This is a genomic window from Actinoallomurus iriomotensis (assembly GCF_030269445.1).
GTDB classification, from domain to species: domain Bacteria; phylum Actinomycetota; class Actinomycetes; order Streptosporangiales; family Streptosporangiaceae; genus Actinoallomurus; species Actinoallomurus iriomotensis.
Map to the genome: position 1 here is coordinate 323,709 of NZ_BSTJ01000005.1, position 24,490 is coordinate 348,198.

Below are 24,490 nucleotides of genomic sequence, written 5' to 3' on the forward strand. Positions count from 1 at the left end.
CCGCCGGTCAGGCGCCGGCCCGCAGGACGGCGCGCAGCGCGGTGGCGAGCCCGGCGGTGTCCAGCGGCCGCTGGTCGCTGAGCGCGCGCAGCAGGGCCCCGTCGATGAGGAAGGCCGCCGCCTCGGCCGCGCCCGGATCGGCGTACGCGCCGAGCAGATCGACCAGGCCGTCGAACCACGCGCGGGCGAGCGGTCGCAGTTCGGGCCGGCGGACCGCGGCCAGGTACAGCTCGGTCTCGGTCAGCGCGCGGTCGCGGTCGGCGAGGTACTCCTCGGTCAGCGCGGCCACGGTCGCCGCGACGTCGTCACCGGCCCGCAGGGCCTGACGCCAGGCGCGCAGGCCGTCGGCGGCGGAGCGGGCGGCGTGCGCCAGGGCGGCCCGGCTCAGGTCGTCCAGGGTCGCGAAGTAATAGGTTGTCGCCCCGAGCGGCACGCCGGCGCGGGCGGCGACCGCGCGGTGGGTCAGGCCGCCGACGCCGACCTCGGGGATCAGCGCGCACGCGGCCTCGATGATGGCGCGGCGCCGCCCCTCGGGGTCGCGGCGGCCGGTCAACGCGCGCCGCCCAGGTTCAGCACGACGACTCCGGCGATCACCAGCGCCACGCCGAGGGCCTTGGCGGCGGTGACCGGTTCGTGCAGGAACAGCGCGCCGATCACGACGATCAGCGTGGTGCCCAGCCCGGACCACACGGCGTACCCGACGCCGACCTGCATGCCGCGGGCGAGCGCCACCGACAGGGCGAGGAAGGATCCGGCGTAGGCGGCCAGGCACGTCACGGTGGGCCACAGGCGCGTGAAGCCCTGGGTGGCCTTGAGCAGGCTGGTGCCCAGCACCTCGGAGGTGATGGCCAGGCCCAGGAACACGTACGGCATGGGAGCCTCCCCGTTCGTGTACGAATGTACTAGTACGAAAGTACAAGTTTGCCGGTGGGCGCGGCGCTGTGCGAGCCTTTGGGCCTCGGCCTCCCCGGAAGGGATCGATCGTGACGCTCGGCATGGTTCTCGGCGACGTCTCCTCCCGCGCTTCGACGCGGGAGCGGTAGCCCTTCCCGCCCTCTCGCCTCACGCCCGTGCGCCGCACCGGGCGGAGTTCTCGCTGCTCCTCGTCGAAGTGCTCGTCGTGTCATCCACACGTTCGACCACGAGGAGTACCTGGTGCCCGCGATCCACTGGACCCAAGCCCGCACCGCCCAAACCGCCCGCTGGCATTCCGAGAACGCCTTCCCGCCGCCCGCGCGGGTCGTCGTCGCCGACGACCGGATGAGAGCCGCCACCGCCTACCGTCTCGCCTGTGAGGGCACGGCACTGCTGTGGCAGGGCGACTACCACGTCGCACGCCGGCTGCTGCAGGCGATGAACCGCCGGATCACGGCACCCGCTCCGGGCGACACCCCGCTGGAGTCCTTCCGCCGTCACCGCAGGTTCCGCGGCCACCGCGCCCGGGTGCTGAGCCGACTGATCGTCGTCCTGGACGACGATCACGCACTGGACCTGCGCCGGGCTCCGGACGTCCGCCGGGCGTGCACCGAAGCGTACGGCCCGCCGTACGAGCCGACGGCCGTGGCGCTCAGCGAACTCCTGGGCGTGATCGGTGCGCACCAGTGGCGCCTCAAGGGAGTGCGGGTCCCGGCCCTGGGCGCGCGCGTCCATCCGCACTACGGCGTCTTCTCACCCGTCAGGGGCGAGTACGTCGACCTGGTCGCCCGGGCGCCGCTCCCCGCCGCGGCGACCGGCCGCGCCTTCGATCTGGGCACGGGAACGGGCGTGCTCGCCGCCGTCCTGGCCCGCCGGGGGGTCGGGCACGTCACGGCCACCGACATCAGCGCCCGTGCGCTGGCCTGCGCCCGCGACAACGTCGACCGGCTGAACCTCACCGGTCGCGTCGAGGTGACGGGCCCCACCCTGTTCCCGGAGGGACGCGCCGCCCTCATCGTCGGCAACCCGCCCTGGATTCCGGCCCGGCCGACCTCGGACCTGGAACGGGGCGTCTACGATCCGGGCGGCGGCATGCTCCGCGGCTTCCTCGGCGGGCTCGCCGCCCACCTGGAACCCGGCGGCGAGGGCTGGCTCGTCCTGTCCGACCTGGCCGAACACATCGGCCTGCGGACCCGCCACGAACTACTGACCATGATCGAGAAGGCCGGCCTGCGCGTGGCGGGCAGGCTCGACACCAGGCCACGGCACCCGCGGGCAGCGGACACCACCGATCTCCTCCACGCCGCCCGCAGCGCCGAAGTGACGTCGCTGTGGCGCCTGTCGGGCACGTGAAGGGCCGTCGGACCCGTTGGTCCGACGGCCCTTCACGGCCCTTCACGGTCGGGAGCCGGTCGGCTGATGGTTCGTCCGCTGGCCAGGTCCTCAGCGCTCCCCACGACCGAGGGCGGCGACCTCGTGTACGGCCTCGGCGACGGCCCGGAAGTCCTTCTTCAGGATCGCGCCGTGGTTGCTGGCGACCTTCGCACCGATCTGGATGTTCGGGTTGCGGACGGTCACCGCCTCCAGGCTGGCGCGTATCTGTTCCTGCTCGTCACCGTGGCTCCCGAAGGAGGTCCCCGACGCGACCACGTACCGCACCGGGACGCCGATGTCGTCCAGTACGGGGCCCAGCTCCCGTTCGCGGGAGAGCCTGCCGAGTTCGATGTTGCTGTCGGCCTGCTGTTCGGCGGTCATCCGCGGGGTCAGACCGGTCGGGCGGAGCAGCGGTGTGAACCAGCCCATCCGCCGGAACAGTTTCCGGATCCGCTGTTCCATGGCCTCGTCGAGCCAGTCGTGGGGGAACGCGCCGTCGACCAGGACCGCGCCCAGGGTACGGCCGGGATTCCGGCCGGCCCAGTGCGCCGCGACGACCGCCCCGTAGGACCAGCCCACCAGCAGCGCCCGGTCCACCCCCCGGGCCGCCAGGACGGCGTCGACGTCCCGGACGGCGGCCTCGAAGGAGTAGTCCGCCGAACGCTTCGATCTGCCCCGCGCCCGCTCGTCGTAGGTGATGTGCCGCCATTCCGGTCCCAGCTCGGCGATGACCCGCCGCCAGTACCCCTGGGTGGCGAACTGGCCGTTGAGGTAGACCACCGGGATACCGGGACCGCCGGTGTCGGTGACGGCCAGGGCCGTGTCATCGACCGGCACCATGCCGGTCCACTTCGAGCCGGTCGTGGTGTTCGTGGTGGTGTCCGTCATGGTTCTGCTCCTTCAGAGGCTGCGGGCGGTGATGTCGCCCTGGGAGGTGGTGGCGTGGATGTCGAGTCCGGCGGTGCCGTCGTTCTTGAGGGCGTTGGTGACGCGGCCGTGGCTGGTGCCGGCGTCGAGGGCGGCGGAGACGCCGGCCGCGGCGCCGATGGAGATGTCGCCGGACTGGGTCTGGAGGGTGACCTTGCCGCCGGTGGCCTCGGCGATGGTGATGTCGCCGCGTGCGGTGGTGATCTGCGCGGAGCCGCCGAGGCGGCCGACCTGGATGTCGCCGTCGGTGGCGGTGAGGTGGAGGTTCGCGGTCTCGTCGAGCTTGATGTGGCGGTAGGCGCCCTCGAAGGTGACGTCGCCGAGGCGGCCGACGGTGCGCAGTTCGGTGCTGGCGGCGGTGGCCTCGACGTGGGAGCCGGCGGGCAGCTTGACCGTCACCTCGATGGAGCCGGACGGGCCGAGGTACTGGTTCTTGGCCGGGACCTGAATCCGCAGGACGCCGTCGGCGTACTCGGCCGTGGTCTGCTCCGCGGCTTTGACGTCGCGGTTCTTGGCGGGGTTGGCGGGCTGGATCTCGATGGTGGTGTCGGCCCGGTCGGCGGCGATCAGCTGGACCCGTCCGGCGGGGACGTTCAGGACGACGGTGATCGGGTGGGGGGTGTCGAACTTTCGCATCGTGTGTTCCTCGGTGCCGGTGTTGTTTCTGACATCGCAAACGCTACGTTGCCTTTCTAGAATCAGCAACATTCTCGTTGCACGTGAGATGTGTTTGCGCACGTGAAAGCGAGAAAATCGTTGCGGCGACCTTGATGCTTAACGCAACAGCGCACACCCATTCGTTGCGTTGGATTGGAAGTGAACGCTATGGGTGAAGCATGGCGGACCCTCGGCAGGCCGCGCTGCGGCCCGGTACCGGACGCGGCCCGCAGGCCGTATGCGAATAACGAGGAGATCTTTGAGCACGCGGGCCAACGTCGCCGTGTCCGATCTCGCTCTCCTTCACCGCCGGCGACACGGGTCTCGTACACCCCGGCCTGCGGGTCCGCTCCGGCCGGCCGGTGTTCCGGTAGACGATCCCCTAACGGAACACCCGCCACCGCCCCCACGGCGATCGCCCTTCGCCACTTGGTGGCTGGGGACGCGTTCGGGTGCGGCCGCACCCGAGGATCAGTGGAGAGCCCTGACCGGGATGGGGGCGATCAGCCGCGGGGCAGGGAGATGACGAATCGTCCGGCCGCGTCGATGGCGATGTCTCCGTCGGCGGTGCGGGCCAGTCGTCGGGCGAGGGCGAGCCCGAGTCCGACGCCGTCGTGGCCGTCGTCGGGGTTGGCGCGCCGGCCTGGTTCGAACACTGCGTTTCGGAGCTCCACGGGTACGCCGGGACCGTCGTCGGTGATGATGATCTCCACGTCGGCGGTGCACTCCACGGTGATCTGCTTCTGTGCGTAGCGGCGGGCGTTGTTGAGCAGGGGTAGGAGGATGCGCTCGACCAGGTTCGCGGGCACCCCGGCGGTCACGTCGTTGCCGGTGACCACGATCGGCGGTCCCTCGGTGTTGCGTTCGGCGAGGTCACGGGCGAGGTGGAGCGGCGAGCATCGGCCCCGGACCTGATCGGTGGGGATGGTGAGCATGGACTCACAGATCCGCTGCATGGTGGCGGCGCTCGCCGCGATCGCTTGGTGTGAGGCGTCCCGTTCGGTGGCGGTGCGGTTTCGCGTGATCAGCCAGTCGATCTCCGCGGTGATCTGGGCCAGTGGGGTCCGTAGTTCGTGTGAGAGTTCAGCGGTGAGTTGTTGTTCGTGGCGCAGGACGGCCGAGAGCCGATCGAGGAGCTGATCGAGGTTTCCCGCCAGCCCGGCGAGTTCGGCGGGACGGTGTTCCGCGCCGAACCGCTGATGGGTTCCGTGCTCTCCCCATCGCGCGGCCTGCTCGCTCATCTGTGTTACCGGCCGGAGTGCACCGCGAACGACCGCGCGAGTCAGCAGGTAGACGCCGAAGAGCAACAGCAGGGCGAGGACGGCGGAACCGGCCAGCACCAGACGGGCCAGGTCGCTGTAGGGGTCAAGATCAACCGCGCTGACCACCGTGCCCACTCGCCGGCCTTCGGACATCACCGGCAGCGAGTAAACCCTCCAGGCGTGCGGCGTCTTGATGTCCATGAAGGTCTTGCGCCGCCCGGCCATGCGGTCCGCACTCGCCTGCAGCCCTCTGGGCGCCCGAGGGCGCTCGATGGCTGTGTGACCCTGGTAGATCCAGACTCCGACATCCAAAGCGCGGTCATCGGATGGTTCCAGCACTCGGATATGGCCGTCCGGCCAGGTCTGCAGGGTCGCTGCCACGGCCGCCGCCCGAGTCCGCAGCAGGTCATCGGCCTGTCTACGTAGCTGTGCGTGAAGCGCCAGGTTGAAGCCCACGGTGAGCAGCGCGACCCAGCTCGCCGTCGTGGCCAGCGCGACCAGAGCGAGGCGGCCACGCAGAGTCGCCGGCGCCAGGCCCCTCATGCGAATCGGTAGCCGACGCCGCGAATGGTACTGATGCCCCGCTCACATCCGGCGTCACGGAGCTTGCGGCGCAGGCGGGTCAGGTACTGATCAAGGGTGTTGTCATTGACCTGGGCGCCTTCGGGCCAGGCCGAGCGCGCCAGGGCATGTCGCCGGACGACCGCGCCGGGGTCTGCCATCAAGGCGGCCAGCAGCCGGAACTCGGTGGGTGTAAGGGGCATCTGCGTGCCGTCCGCGGTCGCCAGGACGTGTGCGACCGGGTCCAGCCGCAGCCCGTCGACCTCGGTGGCCGCCTCGCGACCGGCTCTGCGCAACACCGCACGGACTCTGGCGGCGAGTTCGGCCAGGTGGAAGGGCTTGGCGAGATAGTCATCGCCGCCTGCGGAAAAACCCGAAAGCCGGGATGTGAGGCCGTCACGAGCGGTCAGGAAGATGACCGGCATGTCCAACCCGGCAGCGCGCATGGCCTGGCAGACGTCCCGGCCATCGGAGTCGGGCAGTCCGATGTCCAGCACGACCGCGTCGATCTGGTCATCTATCGTCCGCAGCGCGCCTGCTCCGTCCGCGGCTGTCAACACCTCGAAATGCTCCTCGCGCAGGCCCCGGGCGAGAACGTCACGAAGTCCGTGGTCGTCCTCGACGACCAGGACGCGGTGAGTGGTCACATCGTCAGGTTACGGACCCTCCGTAACCTGAGCCCACCTGCCTGCCGAAGCGCTCAGGTTTTGTTCAGACACGCCATGCCAGCCTTCCCCGATGACGACAACCCAGCAGATCCGGATGGGCGAACCGACCGGCCGGCAGTTGCTCAACAAGGTGCCTGAGGTCACGGTCTGGTTCTGGATCATCAAGATCCTCTGCACGACCGTCGGTGAGAGTTTCGCCGACTACATCAACGAAACCCTCGGCTTCGGCCTGACCAACACCATGCTGTTGTTCACCGCGGTATTCGCGGTCGCGCTAACGGTCCAGTTCCGTACGAAGCGCTACAGCCCGTTCCCGTACTGGCTGACCGTGGTGGTGGTCAGTGTCACCGGCACGCTGTACACCGACATGCTCACTGATAAGCAGCATGTCCCGCTGTGGTTGAGTTCGACGGTCTTCTCGGTCCTGCTGGCCCTCGTCTTCGGGGTGTGGTGGCTGCGCGAGCGGACCCTGTCGATCCACAGCATCACGACCTTCCCACGTGAGGCGTTCTACTGGCTGACCGTCCTGGTGACGTTCGCGCTGGGCACCGCCACCGGTGACTGGACGCTGGAGCTGACCAACTGGACACCCGCGCAGTCGGTGTTCCTTCCCCTGGGCCTCATCGCGTTGATCACCGGGCTGTGGAAGTTCGGCGCCAACCCGGTGCTCTCGTTCTGGCTGGCCTACATCCTCACCCGACCGCTCGGCGCCAACATCGGTGACTGGCTCGCCTCCCCGAAGGTCGCGGCCAACCCCGGCGACCCGGTCGGACTCGGCCTGGGCACCTTCATCACGAGCCTGATCTTCCTCGGCGCCATCCTGGCGACGGTCATCTACCTGTCGATCAGCCGTAGCGACGTCGCCGAGAGCTACGAGGCGACGCACGCGCCGTCAGTCACCACCAACCCGCGCCGGGAGCGCATCGCACTGGGAGCCTTCGGCGTGATCGCCGCCGGCACCGCCGCGCTGATGGTCTGGGCCCACAACCAGCCCCACGTCACCTGCGACCCGACCGGCCAGAGCGAGACGATGCCGGCCTGCCCGAAGCCGGCCCTGACCGGCGACCAGACGACCGCCGCAGTGGCGAAGTACGAGAACCTCGCCCAGACGGCGATCACCCAGGACCGGGCCGGGAAGGCCGCAGCCTCCCATGCCACCGTGCAGAAGATGCGCGATGACTGGGACGCCGACGCCACCTCGCTGCAGGCGGTCAACAAGAAGACCTGGACCCTGCTCGACAACCAGATGGACGCGGTCCTCAAGACGTACGCCATCGACCACGGCCACATCAAGCCGGCCCCAGCCGCCAAGCAGGAGAAGCAACTCAAGGTCCTGCTGGCCGACTTCAAGAGCCACCGCTTCTGAACGGGCGTGAAGCAGGCGGATCACCCGCCGCGTGACCTGCCCAATCTGCCGTTGCTGGTCGACCCCCTACCAGACGGGGGACAACACCCAAGGGCGTCGGAGCCCGCGGAGTCCTTTTACGGAGGATGTCCGTGGGTCAGGGGCGGTGGTGGGCGAGGGCGGCGTGGGGGTCCTCGGTGCCCGTACGGGCCGGGTCGGCGTGGATGAGGGCGGCGGTCAGGCGGGGCACGGCGTGCAGGAGGGCGTGTTCGGCTTCGACGGCGATGTGGTGGGCGGCGTGGAGGGTGAGTGATCCGTCCAGGACGACGGTGGCCTCCGCGCGGAGGCGGTGGCCGATCCAGCGGGTGCGCAGTTCGGCGACGTCCTGCACGCCCCGTACGGCGCGCAGCGCGGCCTCGGCCCGGTCGACGACGGCGGGGTCGACGGCGTCCATCAGGCGTCGCAGCACCTCGCGGGCGGCGTCCTTGAGCACGAACGCGATGGCGACGGTGATGAGCAGGCCCACGATCGGGTCGGCCAGCGGCAGGCCCAGGGCCGCGCCGCCGGCGCCGAGCAGGACGGCGAGCGAGGCGAACCCGTCGGTGCGCGCGTGCAGGCCGTCGGCGACCAGGGCGGCCGAGCCGATCCTGCGGCCGGTGCGGATCCGGTAGCGCGCCACCCACTCGTTGCCGGCGAACCCGATGAGCGCGGCGACCGCGACGGCCGGCAGGTGTGTGAGGGCGCGGGGGCCGGTCAGCCGGTCGATCGCGGTGACGGCGGCCAGCACCGAGGAGGCGGCGATGACCGCGACGATGACGACGCCGGCGAGGTCTTCGGCGCGCCCGAACCCGTAGGTGAACCGGCGTGTGGCCGCCCGGCGGCCGAGCACGAACGCCAGCGCCAGCGGCAGTGAGGTCAGCGCGTCGGCGGCGTTGTGCAGCGCGTCGCCGAGCAGCGCGACCGAGCCGGACCAGGCCGCGACGGCGGTCTGCAGCGCGGCGGTGAGACCGAGCACGGTGAGGGAGACCCAGAGGGTCCGCATGCCCTCGGCGGAGGATTCCATCGCCCCGTCGACCTTGTCGGCGGCCTCGTGACCGTGCGGGACGAGAAGGTGCCACAACCCGTGCCACAGCCGCGCCGCACGCCCGGCGCCGTCGTGGCGGTGACCGTGCCCCGCCGCGTGCGCGTGCGCGTGGTGGCCGTCGGGGTGCTCGTGCGCGCTCGAGCCCCGCGAACCGTGATGATGAGCATCGGTGCGGTGCTCACCGGCCCCGTGACCGTGGGCATCGATGTCCCGGCGGGCGGTCGTACCGGCGTGATGCTGCGGCGAGCCGCCGGCGAGGGTGTCACACACGTCTGGCACCTGCCCTTCTACGAAAGCACCCGGCCCCACGCCCCTCCCTCCCGGGGGCTCCAGCCCACTTCCAGTGTCCAGGGCGGGGGGTGGGGGGCGGAAGGTGCGGGGGACGGCTGTGGAAAACCTGCGGCGTCCGGTTGGACACCGTACCGCTCAGACTCCATTATGTGCGTATGAGCGCACGCATGCATCTATCAGGTGCGCATGGTTCGCAGGTACCGGCCGGGGAGCGGGTCGAGGCGGCCGTCGCGGTGCTCGGCCTGCTGGCCGACCGCACCCGGCTGGTCCTGCTGCGGCGGCTGTGCGACGGGGAGGCGGACGTGAGCACGCTGACCGAGGCCTGCGGGGCGAGCCGCACGTCGGTCAGCCAGCATCTGGCCCGCCTGCGCCTGGCCGGGCTGGTCACCACCCGCAAGGACGGCCGCCGGGTCGTGTACGCGCTGCGTCACGGGCACATCCAGCGGCTGGTGCACGAGGCGCTGAGCGTGGCCGACCACCAGCTCGCCCAGCTGCCCCCGCACGACTGAACCCGCGCGTGATCGGCTGCCGCTCGTGACGGTGCACACGCCGGTCGTCCCCGCAGGTCCAGACGGCCCCCGGACGCGTGGCACGGGGTGAGCTCCGGCATCCGACCGGCCGGGGGAGTGCGGACCTCATGCCGGCCGCCGACGAGCCCGTACGGCGCCCGTCCACGCAGCCTCGAGGCCGCCCCCGGTGGCGCCGAATCAACGGGTCTCCGTACGTCGAGCCGCGCCGGTGACCGGAGCGGTCAGGATCGGAGAAGCGCGCGCGGTGGAGGCGACGCTAGCGTGGCCGCCACAGGATCGAAGAGCGCCGCCCCGCCCCCGGCGTCACCGCAGGGTCCGACCCCGGCCCCGTGAGTCGAAGCACACAAAAACCGACATACTGCTCGTCGAGGCTGGTCAGATCGAGCCAGGCGACACCGACGGAGACCGCGAACGCGGCTCCGCCCGACAGATGGAGACAGGATTGAGCACGAACACCCCGCAGTCGCCTGCGCCGCACGCCGCCGACAGTCACGACCTGATCCGCGTGCTCGGCGCGCGGGAGAACAACCTCAAGGACGTCAACGTCGAGATTCCCAAGCGGCGGCTGACGGTGTTCACCGGGGTGTCGGGGTCGGGTAAGAGCTCACTGGTGTTCGACACGATCGCCGCGGAGTCGCAGCGGCTGATCAATGAGACCTACAGCGCGTTCGTGCAGGGGTTCATGCCGACGCTGGCGCGGCCGGAGGTCGATGTCCTGGAGGGGCTGACCACCGCGATCATCGTCGACCAGCAGCGGATGGGCGCCGATCCCCGTTCCACGGTCGGCACGGCCACCGACGCCAACGCGATGCTGCGGATCCTGTTCAGCCGGCTCGGCAAGCCCTACATCGGCTCACCTCAGGCGTTCTCCTTCAACGTCGCCTCGATCAGCGGGGCGGGCGCGGTCACCCTCGAGCGCGCCGGGCGGACCACGAAGGAGCGCCGCAGCTTCAGCATCACCGGTGGCATGTGCCCGCGCTGCGAGGGCCGGGGCTCGGTCAACGACATCGACCTGTCCCAGCTGTACGACGACGCCAAGTCCCTCAACGAAGGCGCGCTCACCATCCCCGGGTACAGCATGGACGGCTGGTACGGCCGCATCTTCACCGGCTGCGGGTTCTTCGACCCGGACAAGCCGATCAAGAAGTTCACCAAGCGAGAGCTGAACGACCTGCTCTACAAGGAACCGACCAAGATCAAGGTCGACAACATCAACCTGACCTACGAGGGCCTGATCCCGCGGATCCAAAAGTCGATGCTGTCCAAGGACGTCGACTCCCTGCAGCCGCACATCCGGGCGTTCGTGGAGCGGGCGGTCACCTTCACCACCTGCCCCGAGTGCGACGGCACCCGGCTCAGCGAGGAGGCCCGCTCCTCCAAGATCGAGGGGATCAGCATCGCCGACGCCTGCGCGATGCAGATCAGCGACCTGGCCGAATGGGTCGGCCGGCTGGCCGAGCCGTCCGTCGCGCCGCTGCTGACGGCGCTGCGCCACACCCTGGACTCCTTCGTCGACATCGGCCTGGGCTACCTGTCGCTGGACCGGCCCTCGGGCACGCTGTCGGGCGGTGAGGCGCAGCGCACCAAGATGATCCGCCACCTCGGGTCCTCGCTCACCGACGTCACCTACGTCTTCGACGAGCCGACGATCGGGCTGCACCCCCACGACATCCAGCGGATGAACGACCTGCTGCGGCAACTGCGCGACAAGGGCAACACCGTCCTGGTCGTGGAGCACAAGCCGGAGGCGATCGCGATCGCCGACCACGTCGTCGACCTGGGGCCCGGCGCCGGTACGGCGGGCGGCACCGTCTGCTTCGAGGGCACCGTCGAGGGCCTGCGGGCCAGCGGCACCACCACCGGCCGCCACCTCGACGACCGGGCCGCCCTCAAAGAGACGGTGCGCGAACCGTCGGGGACACTGCAGATCCGCGGCGCTTCACGGCACAACCTGCGCGACGTCGACGTGGACGTCCCCCTCGGCGTGCTCGTCGTCGTCACCGGCGTCGCCGGTTCGGGCAAGAGCTCGCTGATCCACGGGTCGGTGTCCGGCCGCGACGGTGTGGTGTCGGTCGACCAGGGCGCGATCCGCGGTTCGCGGCGGAGCAACCCGGCGACCTACACCGGACTGCTCGACCCGATCCGCAAGGCGTTCGCGAAGGCCAACGGCGTCAAACCGGCCCTGTTCAGCGCCAACTCCGAAGGCGCCTGCCCGACCTGCAACGGCGCCGGCGTCGTCTACACCGACCTGGCGATGATGGCCGGGGTCGCCGTCACGTGCGAGGAGTGCGAGGGACGCCGCTTCCAGGCGTCGGTGCTGGAGTACCACCTCGGCGGCCGCGACATCAGCGAGGTCCTCGCGATGCCGGTGACCGAGGCGAAGGAGTTCTTCGGCGCCGGCGACGCCCGCACACCGGCCGCCCACAAGATCCTCACCCGGCTCGCCGACGTCGGGCTGGGCTACCTCACCCTCGGCCAGCCGCTCACCACCCTGTCCGGCGGTGAACGCCAGCGGCTCAAGCTCGCCACCCACATGGCCGCCGACGGCGGCGTGTACGTCCTGGACGAGCCGACCACCGGCCTGCACCTCGCCGACGTGGAGCAGCTGCTGGGCCTGCTGGACCGCCTCGTCGACTCCGGCAAGTCCGTCATCGTCATCGAGCACCACCAGGCGGTCATGGCACACGCCGACTGGATCATCGACCTGGGTCCCGGCGCGGGCCACGACGGCGGCCGGATCGTGTTCGAGGGCACGCCCGCCGACCTGGTCGCCGCGCGCGGCACCCTCACCGGCGAGCACCTCGCCGCCTACGTCGGCGCCTGAACCACGACCGGCCCCGTACGGCAGGTCAGGTGGAGGCGAGACGGGCCCGCAGCCGGTCACGGGCGGCGGGCCACTCCGAAGCGATCATCGAGTAGCACACGGTGTCGCGGACCGAGCCGTCGGGCCGGATGCGGTGGCTGCGCAGCACCCCTTCGCGGCGCGCGCCGAGACGTTCGATGGCGCGCTGGAACGCTCGTTGCGGTGGTGGGTGTGCCAGCCCACCCGGATGGCACCCAGCACGTCGAACGCCCGCTCCAGCAGCAGGAGTTTGGCCTCGGTGTTCAGCGCCGTGCGCTGCCAGCGGGCGCCGATCCAGGTGTGCCCGATGCTCAGGCCGCGGTGTGCCGGTTCGATGTCGTAGTACGACGTCGTGCCGGCGACCCGCCCGGTCGCGAGGTCGATCTGCACCCAGGGCAGCCGGCCGGCGTCCACCGCGCGGACGTCCGCCTCGACCATGCGGCGCATCTCCGCGACGTCGGCCGGCTGCCGGACGTTCAGCCACCGCCAGACCTGCGGGTCCCGGCCCGCCTCGTACAGCCCCTCCGCGTGCTCGGGCCCGAGCGGTTCCAGGCGGACGTGCTCTCCGGCCAGCGACGGACGGTCGAACCATGCACTGCTGCTCATGGCCCGCACGTTATCGGCGTTGAAGAACACCCGAAAAGGGCGGGTCACGGCCACGGGAACCCGCCCGGCAGGGGAGTGGCCCCCCGATCCCGGCCCTACGTTGACTTCGAGCGCGCTCTAAATCCTAGCGTCGTGGCTCATGAGCACCCCCACGCCACCGGACACCACGGCCGGCAGCCGCAGACGCCGTCTCCTCGTCCTCGCGATCTGCTGCACCAGCATGATCGTCACCGTCATGGACATCTCCATCGTCAACGTCGCACTCCCGGCGATCCGCGCCGACCTGCACGCCTCGACACCCGGCCTGCAGTGGACCGTCGACGCCTACACCCTCGTTCTCGCCGGCTTCCTCGTCCTGGCCGGATCCGCCGCCGACCGGATCGGCCGCCGCCGCGTCTTCCAGCTCGGCCTGGCCGCCTTCGGGCTCGGCTCCCTCCTGTGCGGCCTGGCACCCGGCATCGGCTGGCTCATCGCCGCCCGCGCCCTGCAGGCCGCCGGCGGCACCATGCTCAACCCGGTCGCGATGGCGATCGTCGCCACCACGTTCCCCGACCCCGCCGAACGGGTCCGGGCCATCGGCGTGTTCGGCTCGATGACCGGCCTGGCACTCGCACTGGGCCCCATCCTCGGCGGCGCCCTCGTCGACGGCCTCGGCTGGCACTCCATCTTCTGGATCAACGTGCCGATCGTGGCCGCCGCGATCACCGCCACCGCCCGGTACGTGCCCGAGTCCCGCGCCGCCCGCGCACGCCGGTTCGACCCGGTCGGCCAGACCCTGATGATCCTCGTGCTGGGCGGCGTCGTCTACGCGACCATCGAATCCCCGACGCGGGGCTGGACCTCACCGGTCATCCTTGCCCTGCTCACCGTCGCCGCCCTCGCCGCACTGGGCATCCTCGCCTACGAACCCCGCCGCGCCGACCCGCTCCTGGAACTGCGCCTGTTCCGCAGCGTCCCCTTCAGCGCCGCCATCGCGATGGCGCTGCTGGCGATGTGCGGGTTCGGCGCGTTCCTGTTCGTCACCACCCAGTACCTGCAGAACGTACGCGGCCTGCCGGCGCTGACCACCGGGCTGTGCCTGCTCCCCGTCGGCGCGCTCGTGCTGGTGCTGTCCCCGCTCACCGGCCGGCTGGTCGCCACCCGCGGCCCGCGCGTACCCCTCGTGATCGCCGGCGCGACCCTGGCCCTGGGCGGCGTCGCCTCACTCGGCCTGGGACCGGCCACCCCGCTGCCGGCCGTCCTCGCGGCCTACCTGCTGTTCGGCGTCTTCCTGGGCACCGTCAACCCGCCCATCACCAACACCGCGGTCTCCGGGATGCCCCGCTCGATGACCGCGGTGGCCACCTCACTGGCCTCCGCCGGCCGCCAGACCGGCGTCACCCTGGGCGTCGCGATCGCCGGAACGGCCGTCGGACCGGCCCTGACCCGCGGCGGAACGGCCTACACCGGCGCCGAACACCGCGTGTGGTGGCTGATGCTCGGCCTCGGCGCCGGCATCCTCACCCTGGGACTGATCAGCACCGGACACCGCGCCCGGCACACCGCCACCCGGGCCGCGGCACTGTTCGACGGCGTCGACACCGGCCCGGCACACCACACCGCCGTCCCCGCCGCCGCCCCTGAGCGATAATCCCAATTCCATCGCGAAACCCGCCCCCGCGAAACCCGCCCCGGCGAAAGGCGAAAGACCATACGCAGCCTCCTGTTCACCCACCACGAGACCCCGCCCGAGCCCGCACCGGAACACCTCCACGACCTGAACCTCGACCAGGTCATCGAGGCGATCGCCCGCGACCACCACGGCGCGAACCTGGAAACCTACTTCCACCGGCCGCTACGCGACCCCGCCCTCATCGCCTTCCGGCAGGACGTCTTCCAGGACCTGCAGGAACCCGAGCTGCACCAGGCCGCCGAACGGTTCACCACCGCGATGGCCCGGACCCGCCGACGCCTCGAACTCATCCAGCGGATGAAACACCCCCCGCAGTCCAACCGCTGGTTCCTCGACATCGTCCTGGAGCACGAGACCACCGTTCTGCGGCTCCTCGACGGGCTGCGCACCGCCACCGCGCGGGGCCTGCGGGCCCTGCGCGAGGACCTCGCCGCGCACACCGCCACCCCCCGGTTCACCGAACCGGGGGAGCGGGCCCGGCGGCTACGCGACCGGCTCGCCCAGGTCCACTACGACCTGCTCCTACGCGGCGACACGATCACCATCGCCGCGCACGACCCCACCGACCGGTTCGACTTCGCCGACCAGGTCCTGGCCGCGTTCGCCCGGTTCCGCACCGACCGGCCACCCGCCGAGCCGCCCGCCCCGTCACCGGAACCGCCCACCGTCATGAGCCTGGACACCCTCGAAGCCGGCGTCCTGGACCTCGTGGCCGAACTGCACCCCGCCGTCTTCGCCGACCTCGCCGCCTTCCGTACCGCCAACCCCGCCCTCATCGACGAGCGACTCACCCGGATCGACCGCGAGCTCCGCTTCTACCTCGGCTACCTGCGGTTCATCGCCCCCCTGCGCGAAACCGGACTGCCGTTCTGCCGGCCCGAGGTCTCCACCACCGAAAAAGGCATGCTCGCCCAGGACGCCTTCGACCTCGCGCTCGCCGCCGCACTCACCCGCACCGGCGGGCACGTCGTCGGCAACGACATCGAACTACGCGACGGCGAACGGATCCTGCTGGTCTCCGGACCCAACCAGGGCGGCAAGACGACCCTGGCCCGCACCTTCGGCCAGCTCCACCACCTCGCCGCCCTCGGCTGCCCGGTCCCCGGACGCCAAGCCCGCCTCTTCCTGCCCGACCGGATCCTCACCCACTACCCGCGGACCGAGACCGGCCGCACCGGCAAACTCGAAGAAGAACTCCTGCGGATGCGCCGGATCCTCGACCAGGCCACCCCCGACAGCGTCATCGTGCTCAACGAGATCTTCACCTCCACCACCACCGAAGACGCCCGCGCCCTCAGCACCGCCGTGCTCACGGCCCTGTCCCGCCTCGACGCACCGTGCCTGTGGGTCAGCTTCCTCGACGAACTGTCCCGGCTCGACCCCAAGGCGGTGAGCGTGGTGAGCACCGTCACCGACGACGGCACCCGCACCTACAAACTCCTGCGCCGCGCCGCCGACGGACACGCCCACGCCCTCGCCATCGCCGAGAAACACGGACTGACCTACGCCCGGCTCACCGCCCGGATCAGCCGATGAGACCACGGCTGATGTTCCCCGACGCCGACTTCGCACCGGCCGCCGACACCGCGCCCCTTCACGACCTCATCGAAGACCTGGAACTGCCCGGCCTGTGGGCCGGCATGGCACGCGGCGACGGCCGACTCGCCCTGATCGCCCGGACCGCGACCCTGACCCCGCTGACCAACCCGGCCGCCATCGCCCACCGCCAGGACGTGCTCGGCGACTGCCTCCGCGACCCCGCGGCCGCCCGCGCCCTGTACGACCTGGCCGACGCGGCGGACACCGCCGGACAGGCCGGCACCCGCGCCGGCGCCAGGAACCCCGAGGTGCTCCTCAACCGGTCACTGCGCACCCTGGAACTGCTCTGCGGCCACCTGCGGACGCTCAACGCGTTCACCGCCGCCCACGCACCACGGTTCCGCTCGGCCGCCTTCACCCGCCTGTTCGAAACGATCCGCGACCAGCTCACCGACGACTACCTCACCGAACTCGAGGCGCTCGTGCGCCGGATCGACTTCGACCACGGCGTCATCGCCACCGCCCACCTCGGCGACGGCAACGGCAGCACCGGCTTCCGCCTGCGGGAACCACCCGCCAAAGGCCGCGGCTCCGCCACCTGGCGACGCCTCAAACGGTCCCGCCTCACCTACACCATCCCCGGCTACGACGACGACTGGCGCGTCCTGACCTCCTTCCGCGGCCGCGTCCTCAAAGTGATCGCCGACGCCGCGACCGAAGCCGCGAACGACGTCCGCGGCTTCTTCACCGCCCTACGCGACGAACTCGGCTTCTACATCGGCTGCCTCAACCTCGCCGAGACACTCACCGACCGCGGACTGCCGATCTGCCTGCCCACACCCCGCCCACCCGCCGACCACGCCCTCACCGCCCAGGACCTGTACGACCCCTGCCTCGCCCTGCGACACCACGGACCCGTCACCGGCAACGACATCACCGCCGACGAAACCGACCTCATCGTCATCACCGGCGCGAACGGGGGCGGCAAGACCACCTTCCTGCGCGGCGTCGGCATCGCCCACCTGATGATGCAAAGCGGAATGTTCGTCACCGCCCGCGCCCTCACCGCCTCGATCACCGGCCGCGTCCACACCCACTTCCGGCGCGAAGAGGACCAGACGATGTCCAGCGGCAAACTCGAAGAGGAACTCATCCGCATGAGCGCCATCGCCGACGCCCTCCACCCCGGCGACCTGGTCCTGTGCAACGAGTCGTTCATGTCCACCAACGAACGCGAAGGCTCCACCATCGCCGCCGAGATCGTACGGGCCCTCACCGACCTGGGCATCCGCGTCGTCTTCGTGACCCACCTGTACGACTTCGCCCACCGGATGCGCACCGACCGGCCCGCGCGCAGCCTGTTCCTCGGCGCCGCACGCGGCCAGGACGGCGAACGCCCGTTCCGCCTCATCCCGGGAGTACCCTCACCCACCGCCCACGCCGCCGACCTGTACGCCCGCGTCTTCGGCGAACCACTGAACCCGCCCGCCGAAGACACCTGAACGCTCAGGCCAGCACCGCGAGCTCCCCGGCGCCGATCCGCTCCCGCAACACGAACTTCTGCACCTTGCCCATCGCATTGGCCGGAATGGCGTCCGCGACATACCAGTGACGCGGCGTCTTGTGCGGAGCCAGCACCGCCCGCAGATGAGCGTGCAGCTCCGCGGCCGCCGGCACCGGCCCGGCCGGCACGATCACCGCGGCGACCTGCTCACCCCACTCCGGATCGGGCACCCCCAGAACCGCCGCGCCCGCCACACCCGGATGACCGGCCAACACCAACTCGATCTCCCGCGGATAGATGTTCTCCCCACCACGAATGATCATGTCTTTGAGACGGCCCGTGACACGCAGGAAACCACGCCCGTCCATGACCCCCAGATCACCGGTCCGCAGCCACCCGTCCGCGTCGACCACCGCCGCGGTCGCCTCCGGCATCGCGAAATACCCGTGCATCACCTGATAGCCGCGCGCCAGGATCTCGCCCTCCACACCGACCGGCAGCACCGCCCCCGCCCCATCGACGATCTTCACCTCCGCCTGCCACAACGGCCGCCCCGTCGTCTCCCGCCGATCCGCGACCCCGTCATCCGTACCGGTCTGCGCCAGGATCGGACTCAGCTCCGTCTGCCCGTACACCGTCGTGAACCGCGCACCGAACCGCCGCTCCGCGGCCTCCACCAACGCCGCCGGCACCGCGTCCCCACCCGACGCCAGAATCCGGCACCCACTCAGGTCGAACCCATCAAAACCCGGATACGCCAGCAGCGCCGAATACATCGCCGGCACCCCCGCGAACAGATCCGCCCGCCACTCCTGCAAAGCCCCCAGCACCAGCTCGGGCACGAACGACTGGACGAGCACCAGCGTGCCCCCGAACGAGGCGGTCCCCAGCACCGACAACCCGCACCCCGCCGTATGGAACAGCGGCAGAGCCGTCGCCCACACCCCACCCCGCGGAAAACCCGCACGCGCCAGGACATACGACGCGTTCGTCACCATCCCGCGATGGTGCAGCACCGCGCCCTTGGGAAAACCCGTCGTCCCCGAGGTGTACTGAATCTGCATCGGATCCCCGGGCCGCACCCGTGGCAACTGCCGCGCCGCGGTACCCCGGATGTGCTCCGCCCACCCGGTGAGACTCACCGTCTCCCGCAGATCCGGCAGCCGGTCACGCACCCCCGCCACGATCGCCGCCATGTCCGTGCCACGGAACGCGTCGACATGCACGACCCCCACACTGCGCGACTGACGCAGCACATACTCCAGCTCCGCCTCACGCAACGCCGGATTCGCCGTCACCAGCACGACCCCCGCCAGCGCCGCGCCATACTGCAGGATCACCCACTCCGGCACATTCGGCGCCCACACCGCGACATGCTCACCAGGGGAGAACCGGCTGCCCAGCCACGCCGCCGCCCGCTCGGCGTCCGCGAGCAACTCCCCGTACGTCCACCGGCGATCCGTACGCGCCGCACCCGTCAGCGCCGACCCCGCCGGAGCCACCTCGACGAGCGCCACGCGACCCGGATCCGCGGCCGCCACCCGCCGCAGCAGCTCACCCGCGGTCAACTCCAGCACCGGCCGCGACGTGTCGGCCGCCCAGTACGACTCGGTGATCACCGCGGATCCTCCAGATCACGCGCGGACGGCACCGGCCCGCCACCCTCGGGAATCCACCGGCCCGAGTCACGCCACCGGACCGCCTCGTGAAAACCGTGCTCGGCCGCGAACCGCTGGAACCAGCGACCCTCAGGGGAGTGACGGGCGATACCGTCGAACAGCGTCGCCAGAATCTGAGTGCCCTGCAGCCCCATGTTGTCGTACGCCTGATTGATCATGAGCTTCTGCATGACCAGCTGATTGACCGGCACACCGGCGATCCGATCGGCCAGCGCCTCCACCCGCTCACCCAGCCGCTCAGCCGGCACCGACTCCAGCACCAGCCCCCACTCCGCGGCCTGCCGGCCATCGATCGTGTCACCCGTCAGCAACATCCGCTTGGCCCGCTCGGCACCCAGCCGGTACACCCACATCGCCGTCGTCGGACACCCCCACACCCGCGACGGCATGTACCCGATCCGGGCGTCATCGGCCATCACCACCATGTCGCACGACAAGGCGATGTCACTGCCGCCCGCCACCGCGTACCCGTGCACCTGCGCGATCGTCGGCTTCAACGAACGCCACAACGAGAAGTACTCATCGGTATGACGCTTCATCATCCGGTAGTCCCTGACCGGATCCCAGGCCTCACCCTGCGCCCCGGCACCGCCCTCGGCATAGTCCTTCAGGTCATAACCGGAACAGAACGCGCGACCGGCACCCCGCACGATGATGACGTGCACCTCCGGATCCTCATCGGCGCGCTCCACCGCACGCGGCAGCGCACGGGCGAGCTCATCGTCGATCGCGTTGAGCCGGTCGGGACGATTGAGGGTCAGGTACGCCTTGCGGTCCTTCGTCTCATAACGGACGGTGTCGCTCACGGGCTCCCTTTATTCGATTAGCGTCGTACGGGTACGGCGTCAGAGCGGGCGGACACGGAGATTATGCGCCATCCACCCCGCGCCGATCAGCGGGCCACCGCCGCCGACGCCGGCAACGCGTACATCTCCACCGTCAACCCGACGAACGCCACAGCCGCCCCCACCCGGTACGCGGCGAACCCACCCGTCTTACGCAACACCACGGCATACACCGGCGTGGTCTCGTAACTGTGCCCGACGACCGTCACCGACCGGGCCGCCCCCGCCAGATCGACCGCCGCGCGGGGAAGAGAGAAACGCTCATGGTCGGCCACCGTGGCGTCGAACACATCCTCCACCGGCGACGCCGCGGCACGATCCGCCGTCGCCAACGGCACCGCACCAGACGGCATCCGCACCCTCCACGCGGCCGGATCGTAGACCGCGCCGTCCGTCAGATAACTCCACCGCACCCCGCCGATCGACCAGCGCCCCTCACGGGAACCGACCGTGGCCGCCCGCAGATCCACCACCGACACACCATGACGACCCAGAACCCGCAGCGTACGACCACCACCACCCGCCGGCCGCACCTCCAAAGCCGTGTCCGGATCCAGCCCGAACACACGCCGATGCCCCGTGTCGGCCGCCAGACGCACCGCACGCCCCAGCCGCCCGTTCGCGGAGAAATGAGTGTCGATCAGACCATCGGTGAACAAGCCAAAGCCACCCGCGGGCAGATCCGCCAGCACCCGATCGTCATCGAAATAGCCGACACGGCTCCCATCACGCAGCCCCTGATAACTGGCCCCACCGGTGACCATGTCCGGCCCCGACTGGATCTGCGCGCCGGCACTGCTGCCCGCGACCAGCGCACCCTGCGCGTACCGGGCCCGGATCGTGGCCATCAACCGCGTGTCGGTGTGCGCGGCACCGTGCAGCAACGTCGTGACCAGCCGATACTGATCACCACCGCCGAAGACGAACCCGGTCATCGAGGCGGCCTGCGCGGCGACCTCACGACTGTCGGCCGCCTTCGGATGATCCAGATCGACGGGGATCCACTGCACCGACCCCGCACCGTACCTCTTGAGGATGTCGACGTAGAAACGACCGTTGGTGACGCTGTTGGCCGCGCCGAGCCGGCCGGCCTGCGGGTCCTGACTCGGCGGAAGGGACGCCGCGGTGATCACACCGATACGGGCATGCGCGCCGCCCGCGTCCTGGACGATCCGCCGGTAGATCTCGGCGTTGTCATCCGACAACGCCCCACCGACCATGATCAAGGTGCCGTGCGGCGCGACGCTCGGACGCGGCGCCGCGGTGGTGCCGGACGCGGGGGAGGTGGTGGTCATCGTCGCCGCCAGAACGGTAGCCGCGGACAACATCAGCAGTCGTTTCATCAGGGGTCTCATCCGGGATGTGCGGCCGAAGCCGACCGGTGTCATTGGACCATTGACACGGCACTGCGGGCGGGGTCGTCACCGTCAGGTACGCGTATCCACCGGCCGCGGCAACGTCGCCGCGCGGTGAGGCGAGCTTCAGCCTACCCGCGAAAAACGACATAAGCGCAGGTCAGAACACGTGTTGCGCACTCTGCCACAGCGATGTGGCGCACGCTCACCGGCACCTATCGTGCTCTGCCGTCACAGGCGCCCGCCGAGCGCGACTCACGACGACGCGGCGTCCGGGGGAGAGGAGCTCAACAACGACTCCAGCACCCCGTACGCCGGACTCGAACCCGCCGCCATCCGCAACTCACGCGCCGTCGACTCCACATAGTGCTGACCCGTCGCGATCGACGAATGCCCCAGCAGCTCCTTCAACTCATGCGCCGACGCGCCGTTCTCCGCCAGCCGCGTCGCGAACTCATGCCGCAGCGTATGCACCAACGCACCACGCGACACCCGATCATGCACGCCCGCGTACCGGTAACACTGCGCCACCAGATACTGCAGACCACCGCGCCGCAACGGCCGATTCTTCGTATCGACCAGCAGGGGAGCGCTCAACGGAAGACCCGACAGCCCGAACCGCTCCATCCGCGACAGCAGATACGCATCCACCAGCCGCTCCAACGGCCCCTCCACCGGCACACTCCGCGTCTTACCGCCCTTACCGGTCAACCGCACCCGGCGATCACCGGGGGAGCCACCGAACGACCCCAGCGTCACCCCCAGCATCTCCGCCGAACGAGCCCCCGTCACCAGCGGAAACGCCAACGCCACCAGATCCCGTTCCACCCACGGATCCCGCGCCTCCCGCGCGCCCGCCGCGATCCGCTCCAGCAGCGTCCGCGCCGTCCCATCACCCTGAAACGGCTTCGGCGCCTTCGACGGCGCCTTCGGATGCGGCACCGCCGCCATCGGATTGCCCTCCACCAGCTCCTCGGCGACCGCGAAATTCATGAACCGGTTCCACGCCGACCACGCCCGCAGAATGCTCGCCGCCGCATGATCATCGGCGAACTCCGCGAACGCCGCACGCAACACCCGGCCCGACAACCGATCCACCCGAAGCTCCGCCGGCGGAACATCGCACAACCGCGCCGCGATCCCACCGATGATCCGCAGATCACTGTCATAACCGGCCAGCGTGCCCGCCGCCGGCTTCGCCGGCCGCAACGACAAGAAGAACTCCGCCTTCGCGTCCACGAACAACGTCACCGGCCACCTCCCACACCGCCCAGGGGACGCCCAAACCACTGTCAGCGACACGTATCACCGAGGCACGAATTTTCCCACTGATCACACCCCCGAGCCAGCGTGGCGGCGGTGAGTCGGGGGCCGCCGCTCAGCGCACCTCGACGTCGACGCCGCGCCGTTCGAGCACCTCGATGACACGTGCGTTGTCGAACCGGCGGAGGATCGGCGCCTCGCTTCCCGCGGTGTAGCACATACGCCGGCAGCGCAGCGTCCGCAGAGACGTCAGGCTCTCCAAGGGGGAGAGGTCCGCGTCGGGCTCGCCGTCAAGGCTGAGGTATTCGAGCGTCAGCCCGGCCAACGGCCGCAGGTCCCGCACGTTCTGGTACTCCAACTCGAGTTTCCGCAGCGAGCCAAGCCCGGAGAGCGGCCCGACATCGGTCACCGCTCCACCTCCGCGCAGGCTCAGCCGTCGCAGTGCGGCGCAGCCGGCCAGGGGAGTGAGGTCGCTCACCGCGCCGTCGCCGACGGACAGCGACTCCAGGTCCGGCAGGACCGTGTCGATCCCTTCCAGGGACTCGATGCGGAACTCGTCGGTCTCCCCATCCCAGAAGGTCCAGATGGCGTAGACGACCTCGTTTCCCCCCGCCTCCCAGACCAGCTCGCGCACCGACGCGCACTGCTCCGCGGTCACGGGGATGTCGAGCAACGCGCCGGCGACCTCATCGCGGTACCTGTAGTCGCGGTCGTCGTCGTCTTCGTCACCGGCATGCGCACGGTTGAATTCGTCGATATCAAAGGGAGGCAGCACCTTCGTCGCCATAAGCATGTCCAGCACCGCGAGCCGCAGATTCCGGTCCTCGAGAGCAGCAAGCGCATTCGCGATCATGGGTGAGACCGTATGCCTCAGGACCTCCGTCGAAGGAACGGCGAAACAGCGCCCATGCGACGGCCGTCAACCACCGGGGGAGCCATGTCAGCGGCCCGCAGCTTCTACTGGTAGCGGCACGTATCGTCAGGGCACGTATTCTCCCAGCGATTGCGATGGTCTGGCTGCAGGCCGGGGACGGGGTCGGTCTAGCAGGTCCGGGGCCGTGGTCGGCGTTCGTCAACCAGTACTCCACGAGGTTGGGCATCGAGGCCACGGGCAACGACTTCCTGCGGGGAGAGCTACCCGGGAGTCACGGTCGCCGACCTGTCCTGGAACTTCCCGACCGGGGGACGCGTAAGCGAAATGGCGCCCATCGTCGACGCCCGTTAACAGCCGGGAAGGGGGCGTGGACACCGCACAACCCGCGACCCTTCTTTCATGCATAATATAAATTATGCATGAAACGTGGTGGTTTCCGAGGCCGCCGCGCTGATCACGGCCCGGATCGGGTCCAGGCCGCACGAGGCGCGTCCGGCGTACGGGAACACCGTGCGTCGCGCCGGAGATGCGCGGCTCGCGGGCACCGACGTGGCCGGCGGGCTCGCCGGACATTCAGGGGTCGTCGCACACATGTTCCATGGAACGCCGGTGGATACGGACGGCGCCTTCCGCCTTTGATTCCGCCAGACGTTCGGCCGCCACGCCAGGTACCCGCGCGCCAGAGGTATTCTGTCCC

22 protein-coding genes are annotated in these 24,490 nt (G+C 70.2%); 8 read left to right on the plus strand and 14 right to left on the minus strand.

All coding sequences use genetic code 11. The features are described from left to right. Window positions 1-7 precede the first annotated feature (7 nt). The gene (locus QSK37_RS22365) at window positions 8-553 is read right to left on the minus strand and encodes a TetR/AcrR family transcriptional regulator (protein WP_285624382.1); all 546 of its coding nucleotides are present in this window, start codon (window positions 551-553) and stop codon (window positions 8-10) included. After that, on the minus strand, window positions 550-873 hold the full coding sequence (locus QSK37_RS22370; protein ID WP_285624384.1) for a DMT family transporter: 324 nt from the start codon (window positions 871-873) through the stop codon (window positions 550-552). Before QSK37_RS22370 ends, QSK37_RS22365 begins: the two co-directional genes overlap by 4 nt. A 282-nt stretch (window positions 874-1,155) precedes the next feature. Between QSK37_RS22370 and QSK37_RS22375 the strand changes: the two genes are divergently transcribed. Further along, the gene (locus QSK37_RS22375; RefSeq protein ID WP_285624385.1) at window positions 1,156-2,268 is read left to right on the plus strand and encodes a methyltransferase; all 1,113 of its coding nucleotides are present in this window, start codon (window positions 1,156-1,158) and stop codon (window positions 2,266-2,268) included. A gap of 90 nt (window positions 2,269-2,358) precedes the next feature. Here QSK37_RS22375 and QSK37_RS22380 read toward each other — a convergent pair whose 3' ends face one another. From QSK37_RS22380 to QSK37_RS22395, 4 genes are all read right to left on the minus strand, one after another. After that, the gene (locus QSK37_RS22380) at window positions 2,359-3,177 is read right to left on the minus strand and encodes an alpha/beta fold hydrolase (RefSeq protein WP_285624387.1); all 819 of its coding nucleotides are present in this window, start codon (window positions 3,175-3,177) and stop codon (window positions 2,359-2,361) included. Window positions 3,178-3,189: 12 nt separating this feature from the next. Then, window positions 3,190-3,852: a DUF4097 family beta strand repeat-containing protein gene (locus QSK37_RS22385; RefSeq protein ID WP_285624390.1), complete on the minus strand. Its 663-nt coding sequence runs from the start codon at window positions 3,850-3,852 to the stop codon at window positions 3,190-3,192. A 524-nt stretch (window positions 3,853-4,376) separates the two neighbouring features. Beyond that, window positions 4,377-5,678: a sensor histidine kinase gene (locus tag QSK37_RS22390; RefSeq protein ID WP_285624392.1), complete on the minus strand. Its 1,302-nt coding sequence runs from the start codon at window positions 5,676-5,678 to the stop codon at window positions 4,377-4,379. Beyond that, window positions 5,675-6,343 (minus strand): response regulator transcription factor, encoded by a 669-nt coding sequence (locus QSK37_RS22395; RefSeq protein ID WP_285624395.1) that lies wholly within the window; start codon window positions 6,341-6,343, stop codon window positions 5,675-5,677. Before QSK37_RS22395 ends, QSK37_RS22390 begins: the two co-directional genes overlap by 4 nt. Before the next feature lie 91 nt (window positions 6,344-6,434). Between QSK37_RS22395 and QSK37_RS22400 the strand changes: the two genes are divergently transcribed. Further along, complete coding sequence (locus QSK37_RS22400) at window positions 6,435-7,730, plus strand: COG4705 family protein (protein WP_285624397.1); 1,296 nt, start codon at window positions 6,435-6,437, stop codon at window positions 7,728-7,730. A 136-nt stretch (window positions 7,731-7,866) separates the two neighbouring features. Here the strand turns inward: QSK37_RS22400 and QSK37_RS22405 are convergent, their stop codons facing one another. After that, window positions 7,867-9,063, minus strand: coding sequence for a cation diffusion facilitator family transporter (locus tag QSK37_RS22405; protein ID WP_285624400.1), 1,197 nt, complete (start codon window positions 9,061-9,063; stop codon window positions 7,867-7,869). Window positions 9,064-9,239: 176 nt separating this feature from the next. Here QSK37_RS22405 and QSK37_RS22410 point away from each other — a divergent pair, with 176 nt between their 5' ends. Together QSK37_RS22410 and QSK37_RS22415 are read left to right on the plus strand one after the other, a co-directional pair. After that, on the plus strand, window positions 9,240-9,593 hold the full coding sequence (locus tag QSK37_RS22410; RefSeq protein ID WP_285624403.1) for an ArsR/SmtB family transcription factor: 354 nt from the start codon (window positions 9,240-9,242) through the stop codon (window positions 9,591-9,593). Window positions 9,594-10,044: 451 nt separating this feature from the next. Next, window positions 10,045-12,438, plus strand: coding sequence for an ATP-binding cassette domain-containing protein (locus QSK37_RS22415; RefSeq protein ID WP_432705583.1), 2,394 nt, complete (start codon window positions 10,045-10,047; stop codon window positions 12,436-12,438). An 84-nt stretch (window positions 12,439-12,522) separates the two neighbouring features. Here the strand turns inward: QSK37_RS22415 and QSK37_RS22420 are convergent, their stop codons facing one another. Beyond that, the gene (locus tag QSK37_RS22420; RefSeq protein WP_285624409.1) at window positions 12,523-13,062 is read right to left on the minus strand and encodes a GNAT family N-acetyltransferase; all 540 of its coding nucleotides are present in this window, start codon (window positions 13,060-13,062) and stop codon (window positions 12,523-12,525) included. A gap of 139 nt (window positions 13,063-13,201) precedes the next feature. On the opposite strand from QSK37_RS22420, the gene QSK37_RS22425 reads away from it, so the two are divergent. Beyond that, window positions 13,202-14,692: an MFS transporter gene (locus QSK37_RS22425; protein WP_285624411.1), complete on the plus strand. Its 1,491-nt coding sequence runs from the start codon at window positions 13,202-13,204 to the stop codon at window positions 14,690-14,692. Window positions 14,693-14,896: 204 nt separating this feature from the next. Here the strand turns inward: QSK37_RS22425 and QSK37_RS22430 are convergent, their stop codons facing one another. Further along, entirely contained in the window at window positions 14,897-15,040 is a 144-nt protein-coding gene (locus tag QSK37_RS22430) for a hypothetical protein (protein WP_285624413.1), read from the minus strand. Between QSK37_RS22430 and QSK37_RS22435 the strand changes: the two genes are divergently transcribed. Continuing rightward, entirely contained in the window at window positions 15,032-16,270 is a 1,239-nt protein-coding gene (locus QSK37_RS22435; RefSeq protein WP_285624416.1) for a MutS-related protein, read from the plus strand. The genes QSK37_RS22430 and QSK37_RS22435 overlap by 9 nt on opposite strands. Further along, window positions 16,267-17,775, plus strand: a complete 1,509-nt coding sequence (locus QSK37_RS22440) for a MutS-related protein (RefSeq protein WP_285624418.1) — start codon at window positions 16,267-16,269, stop codon at window positions 17,773-17,775. The genes QSK37_RS22435 and QSK37_RS22440 overlap by 4 nt, the downstream gene beginning before the upstream one ends. Window positions 17,776-17,779: 4 nt before the next feature. Here QSK37_RS22440 and QSK37_RS22445 read toward each other — a convergent pair whose 3' ends face one another. The 5 genes from QSK37_RS22445 to QSK37_RS22465 form a co-directional block, all read right to left on the minus strand. Further along, window positions 17,780-19,396 carry an AMP-binding protein gene (locus tag QSK37_RS22445; protein WP_285624420.1) on the minus strand — a complete coding sequence of 539 codons (1,617 nt, stop codon included), beginning with the start codon at window positions 19,394-19,396 and terminating at the stop codon, window positions 17,780-17,782. Next, window positions 19,393-20,262, minus strand: a complete 870-nt coding sequence (locus QSK37_RS22450) for a crotonase/enoyl-CoA hydratase family protein (protein WP_285575581.1) — start codon at window positions 20,260-20,262, stop codon at window positions 19,393-19,395. Before QSK37_RS22450 ends, QSK37_RS22445 begins: the two co-directional genes overlap by 4 nt. 86 nt (window positions 20,263-20,348) lie before the next feature. Further along, the gene (locus tag QSK37_RS22455) at window positions 20,349-21,644 is read right to left on the minus strand and encodes a cyanophycinase (protein WP_285624423.1); all 1,296 of its coding nucleotides are present in this window, start codon (window positions 21,642-21,644) and stop codon (window positions 20,349-20,351) included. Between the two features lie 267 nt (window positions 21,645-21,911). Next, window positions 21,912-22,907 (minus strand): tyrosine-type recombinase/integrase, encoded by a 996-nt coding sequence (locus tag QSK37_RS22460; protein ID WP_285624425.1) that lies wholly within the window; start codon window positions 22,905-22,907, stop codon window positions 21,912-21,914. Window positions 22,908-23,034: 127 nt separating this feature from the next. After that, window positions 23,035-23,772: a DUF6892 domain-containing protein gene (locus QSK37_RS22465; protein ID WP_285624428.1), complete on the minus strand. Its 738-nt coding sequence runs from the start codon at window positions 23,770-23,772 to the stop codon at window positions 23,035-23,037. A gap of 447 nt (window positions 23,773-24,219) precedes the next feature. Between QSK37_RS22465 and QSK37_RS22470 the strand changes: the two genes are divergently transcribed. Further along, the gene (locus QSK37_RS22470) at window positions 24,220-24,432 is read left to right on the plus strand and encodes a hypothetical protein (RefSeq protein ID WP_285624430.1); all 213 of its coding nucleotides are present in this window, start codon (window positions 24,220-24,222) and stop codon (window positions 24,430-24,432) included. Window positions 24,433-24,490 lie beyond the last annotated feature (58 nt).

Excerpts from the sequence above, each read along its gene's own strand:
- QSK37_RS22420 (WP_285624409.1), bottom strand. The coding sequence starts at position 13,062 with ATGAGCAGCAGTGCATGGTTCGACCGTCCGTCGCTGGCCGGAGAGCAC.
- QSK37_RS22415 (WP_432705583.1), top strand. The coding sequence starts at position 10,045 with ATGGAGACAGGATTGAGCACGAACACCCCGCAGTCGCCTGCGCCGCAC.
- QSK37_RS22440 (WP_285624418.1), top strand. The coding sequence starts at position 16,267 with ATGAGACCACGGCTGATGTTCCCCGACGCCGACTTCGCACCGGCCGCC.
- QSK37_RS22370 (WP_285624384.1), bottom strand. The coding sequence starts at position 873 with ATGCCGTACGTGTTCCTGGGCCTGGCCATCACCTCCGAGGTGCTGGGC.
- QSK37_RS22410 (WP_285624403.1), top strand. The coding sequence starts at position 9,240 with ATGAGCGCACGCATGCATCTATCAGGTGCGCATGGTTCGCAGGTACCG.
- QSK37_RS22425 (WP_285624411.1), top strand. The coding sequence starts at position 13,202 with ATGAGCACCCCCACGCCACCGGACACCACGGCCGGCAGCCGCAGACGC.
- QSK37_RS22390 (WP_285624392.1), bottom strand. The coding sequence starts at position 5,678 with ATGAGGGGCCTGGCGCCGGCGACTCTGCGTGGCCGCCTCGCTCTGGTC.
- QSK37_RS22465 (WP_285624428.1), bottom strand. The coding sequence starts at position 23,772 with ATGATCGCGAATGCGCTTGCTGCTCTCGAGGACCGGAATCTGCGGCTC.
- QSK37_RS22455 (WP_285624423.1), bottom strand. The coding sequence starts at position 21,644 with ATGAAACGACTGCTGATGTTGTCCGCGGCTACCGTTCTGGCGGCGACG.
- QSK37_RS22435 (WP_285624416.1), top strand. The coding sequence starts at position 15,032 with ATGAAACACCCCCCGCAGTCCAACCGCTGGTTCCTCGACATCGTCCTG.
- QSK37_RS22385 (WP_285624390.1), bottom strand. The coding sequence starts at position 3,852 with ATGCGAAAGTTCGACACCCCCCACCCGATCACCGTCGTCCTGAACGTC.
- QSK37_RS22400 (WP_285624397.1), top strand. The coding sequence starts at position 6,435 with ATGACGACAACCCAGCAGATCCGGATGGGCGAACCGACCGGCCGGCAG.
- QSK37_RS22380 (WP_285624387.1), bottom strand. The coding sequence starts at position 3,177 with ATGACGGACACCACCACGAACACCACGACCGGCTCGAAGTGGACCGGC.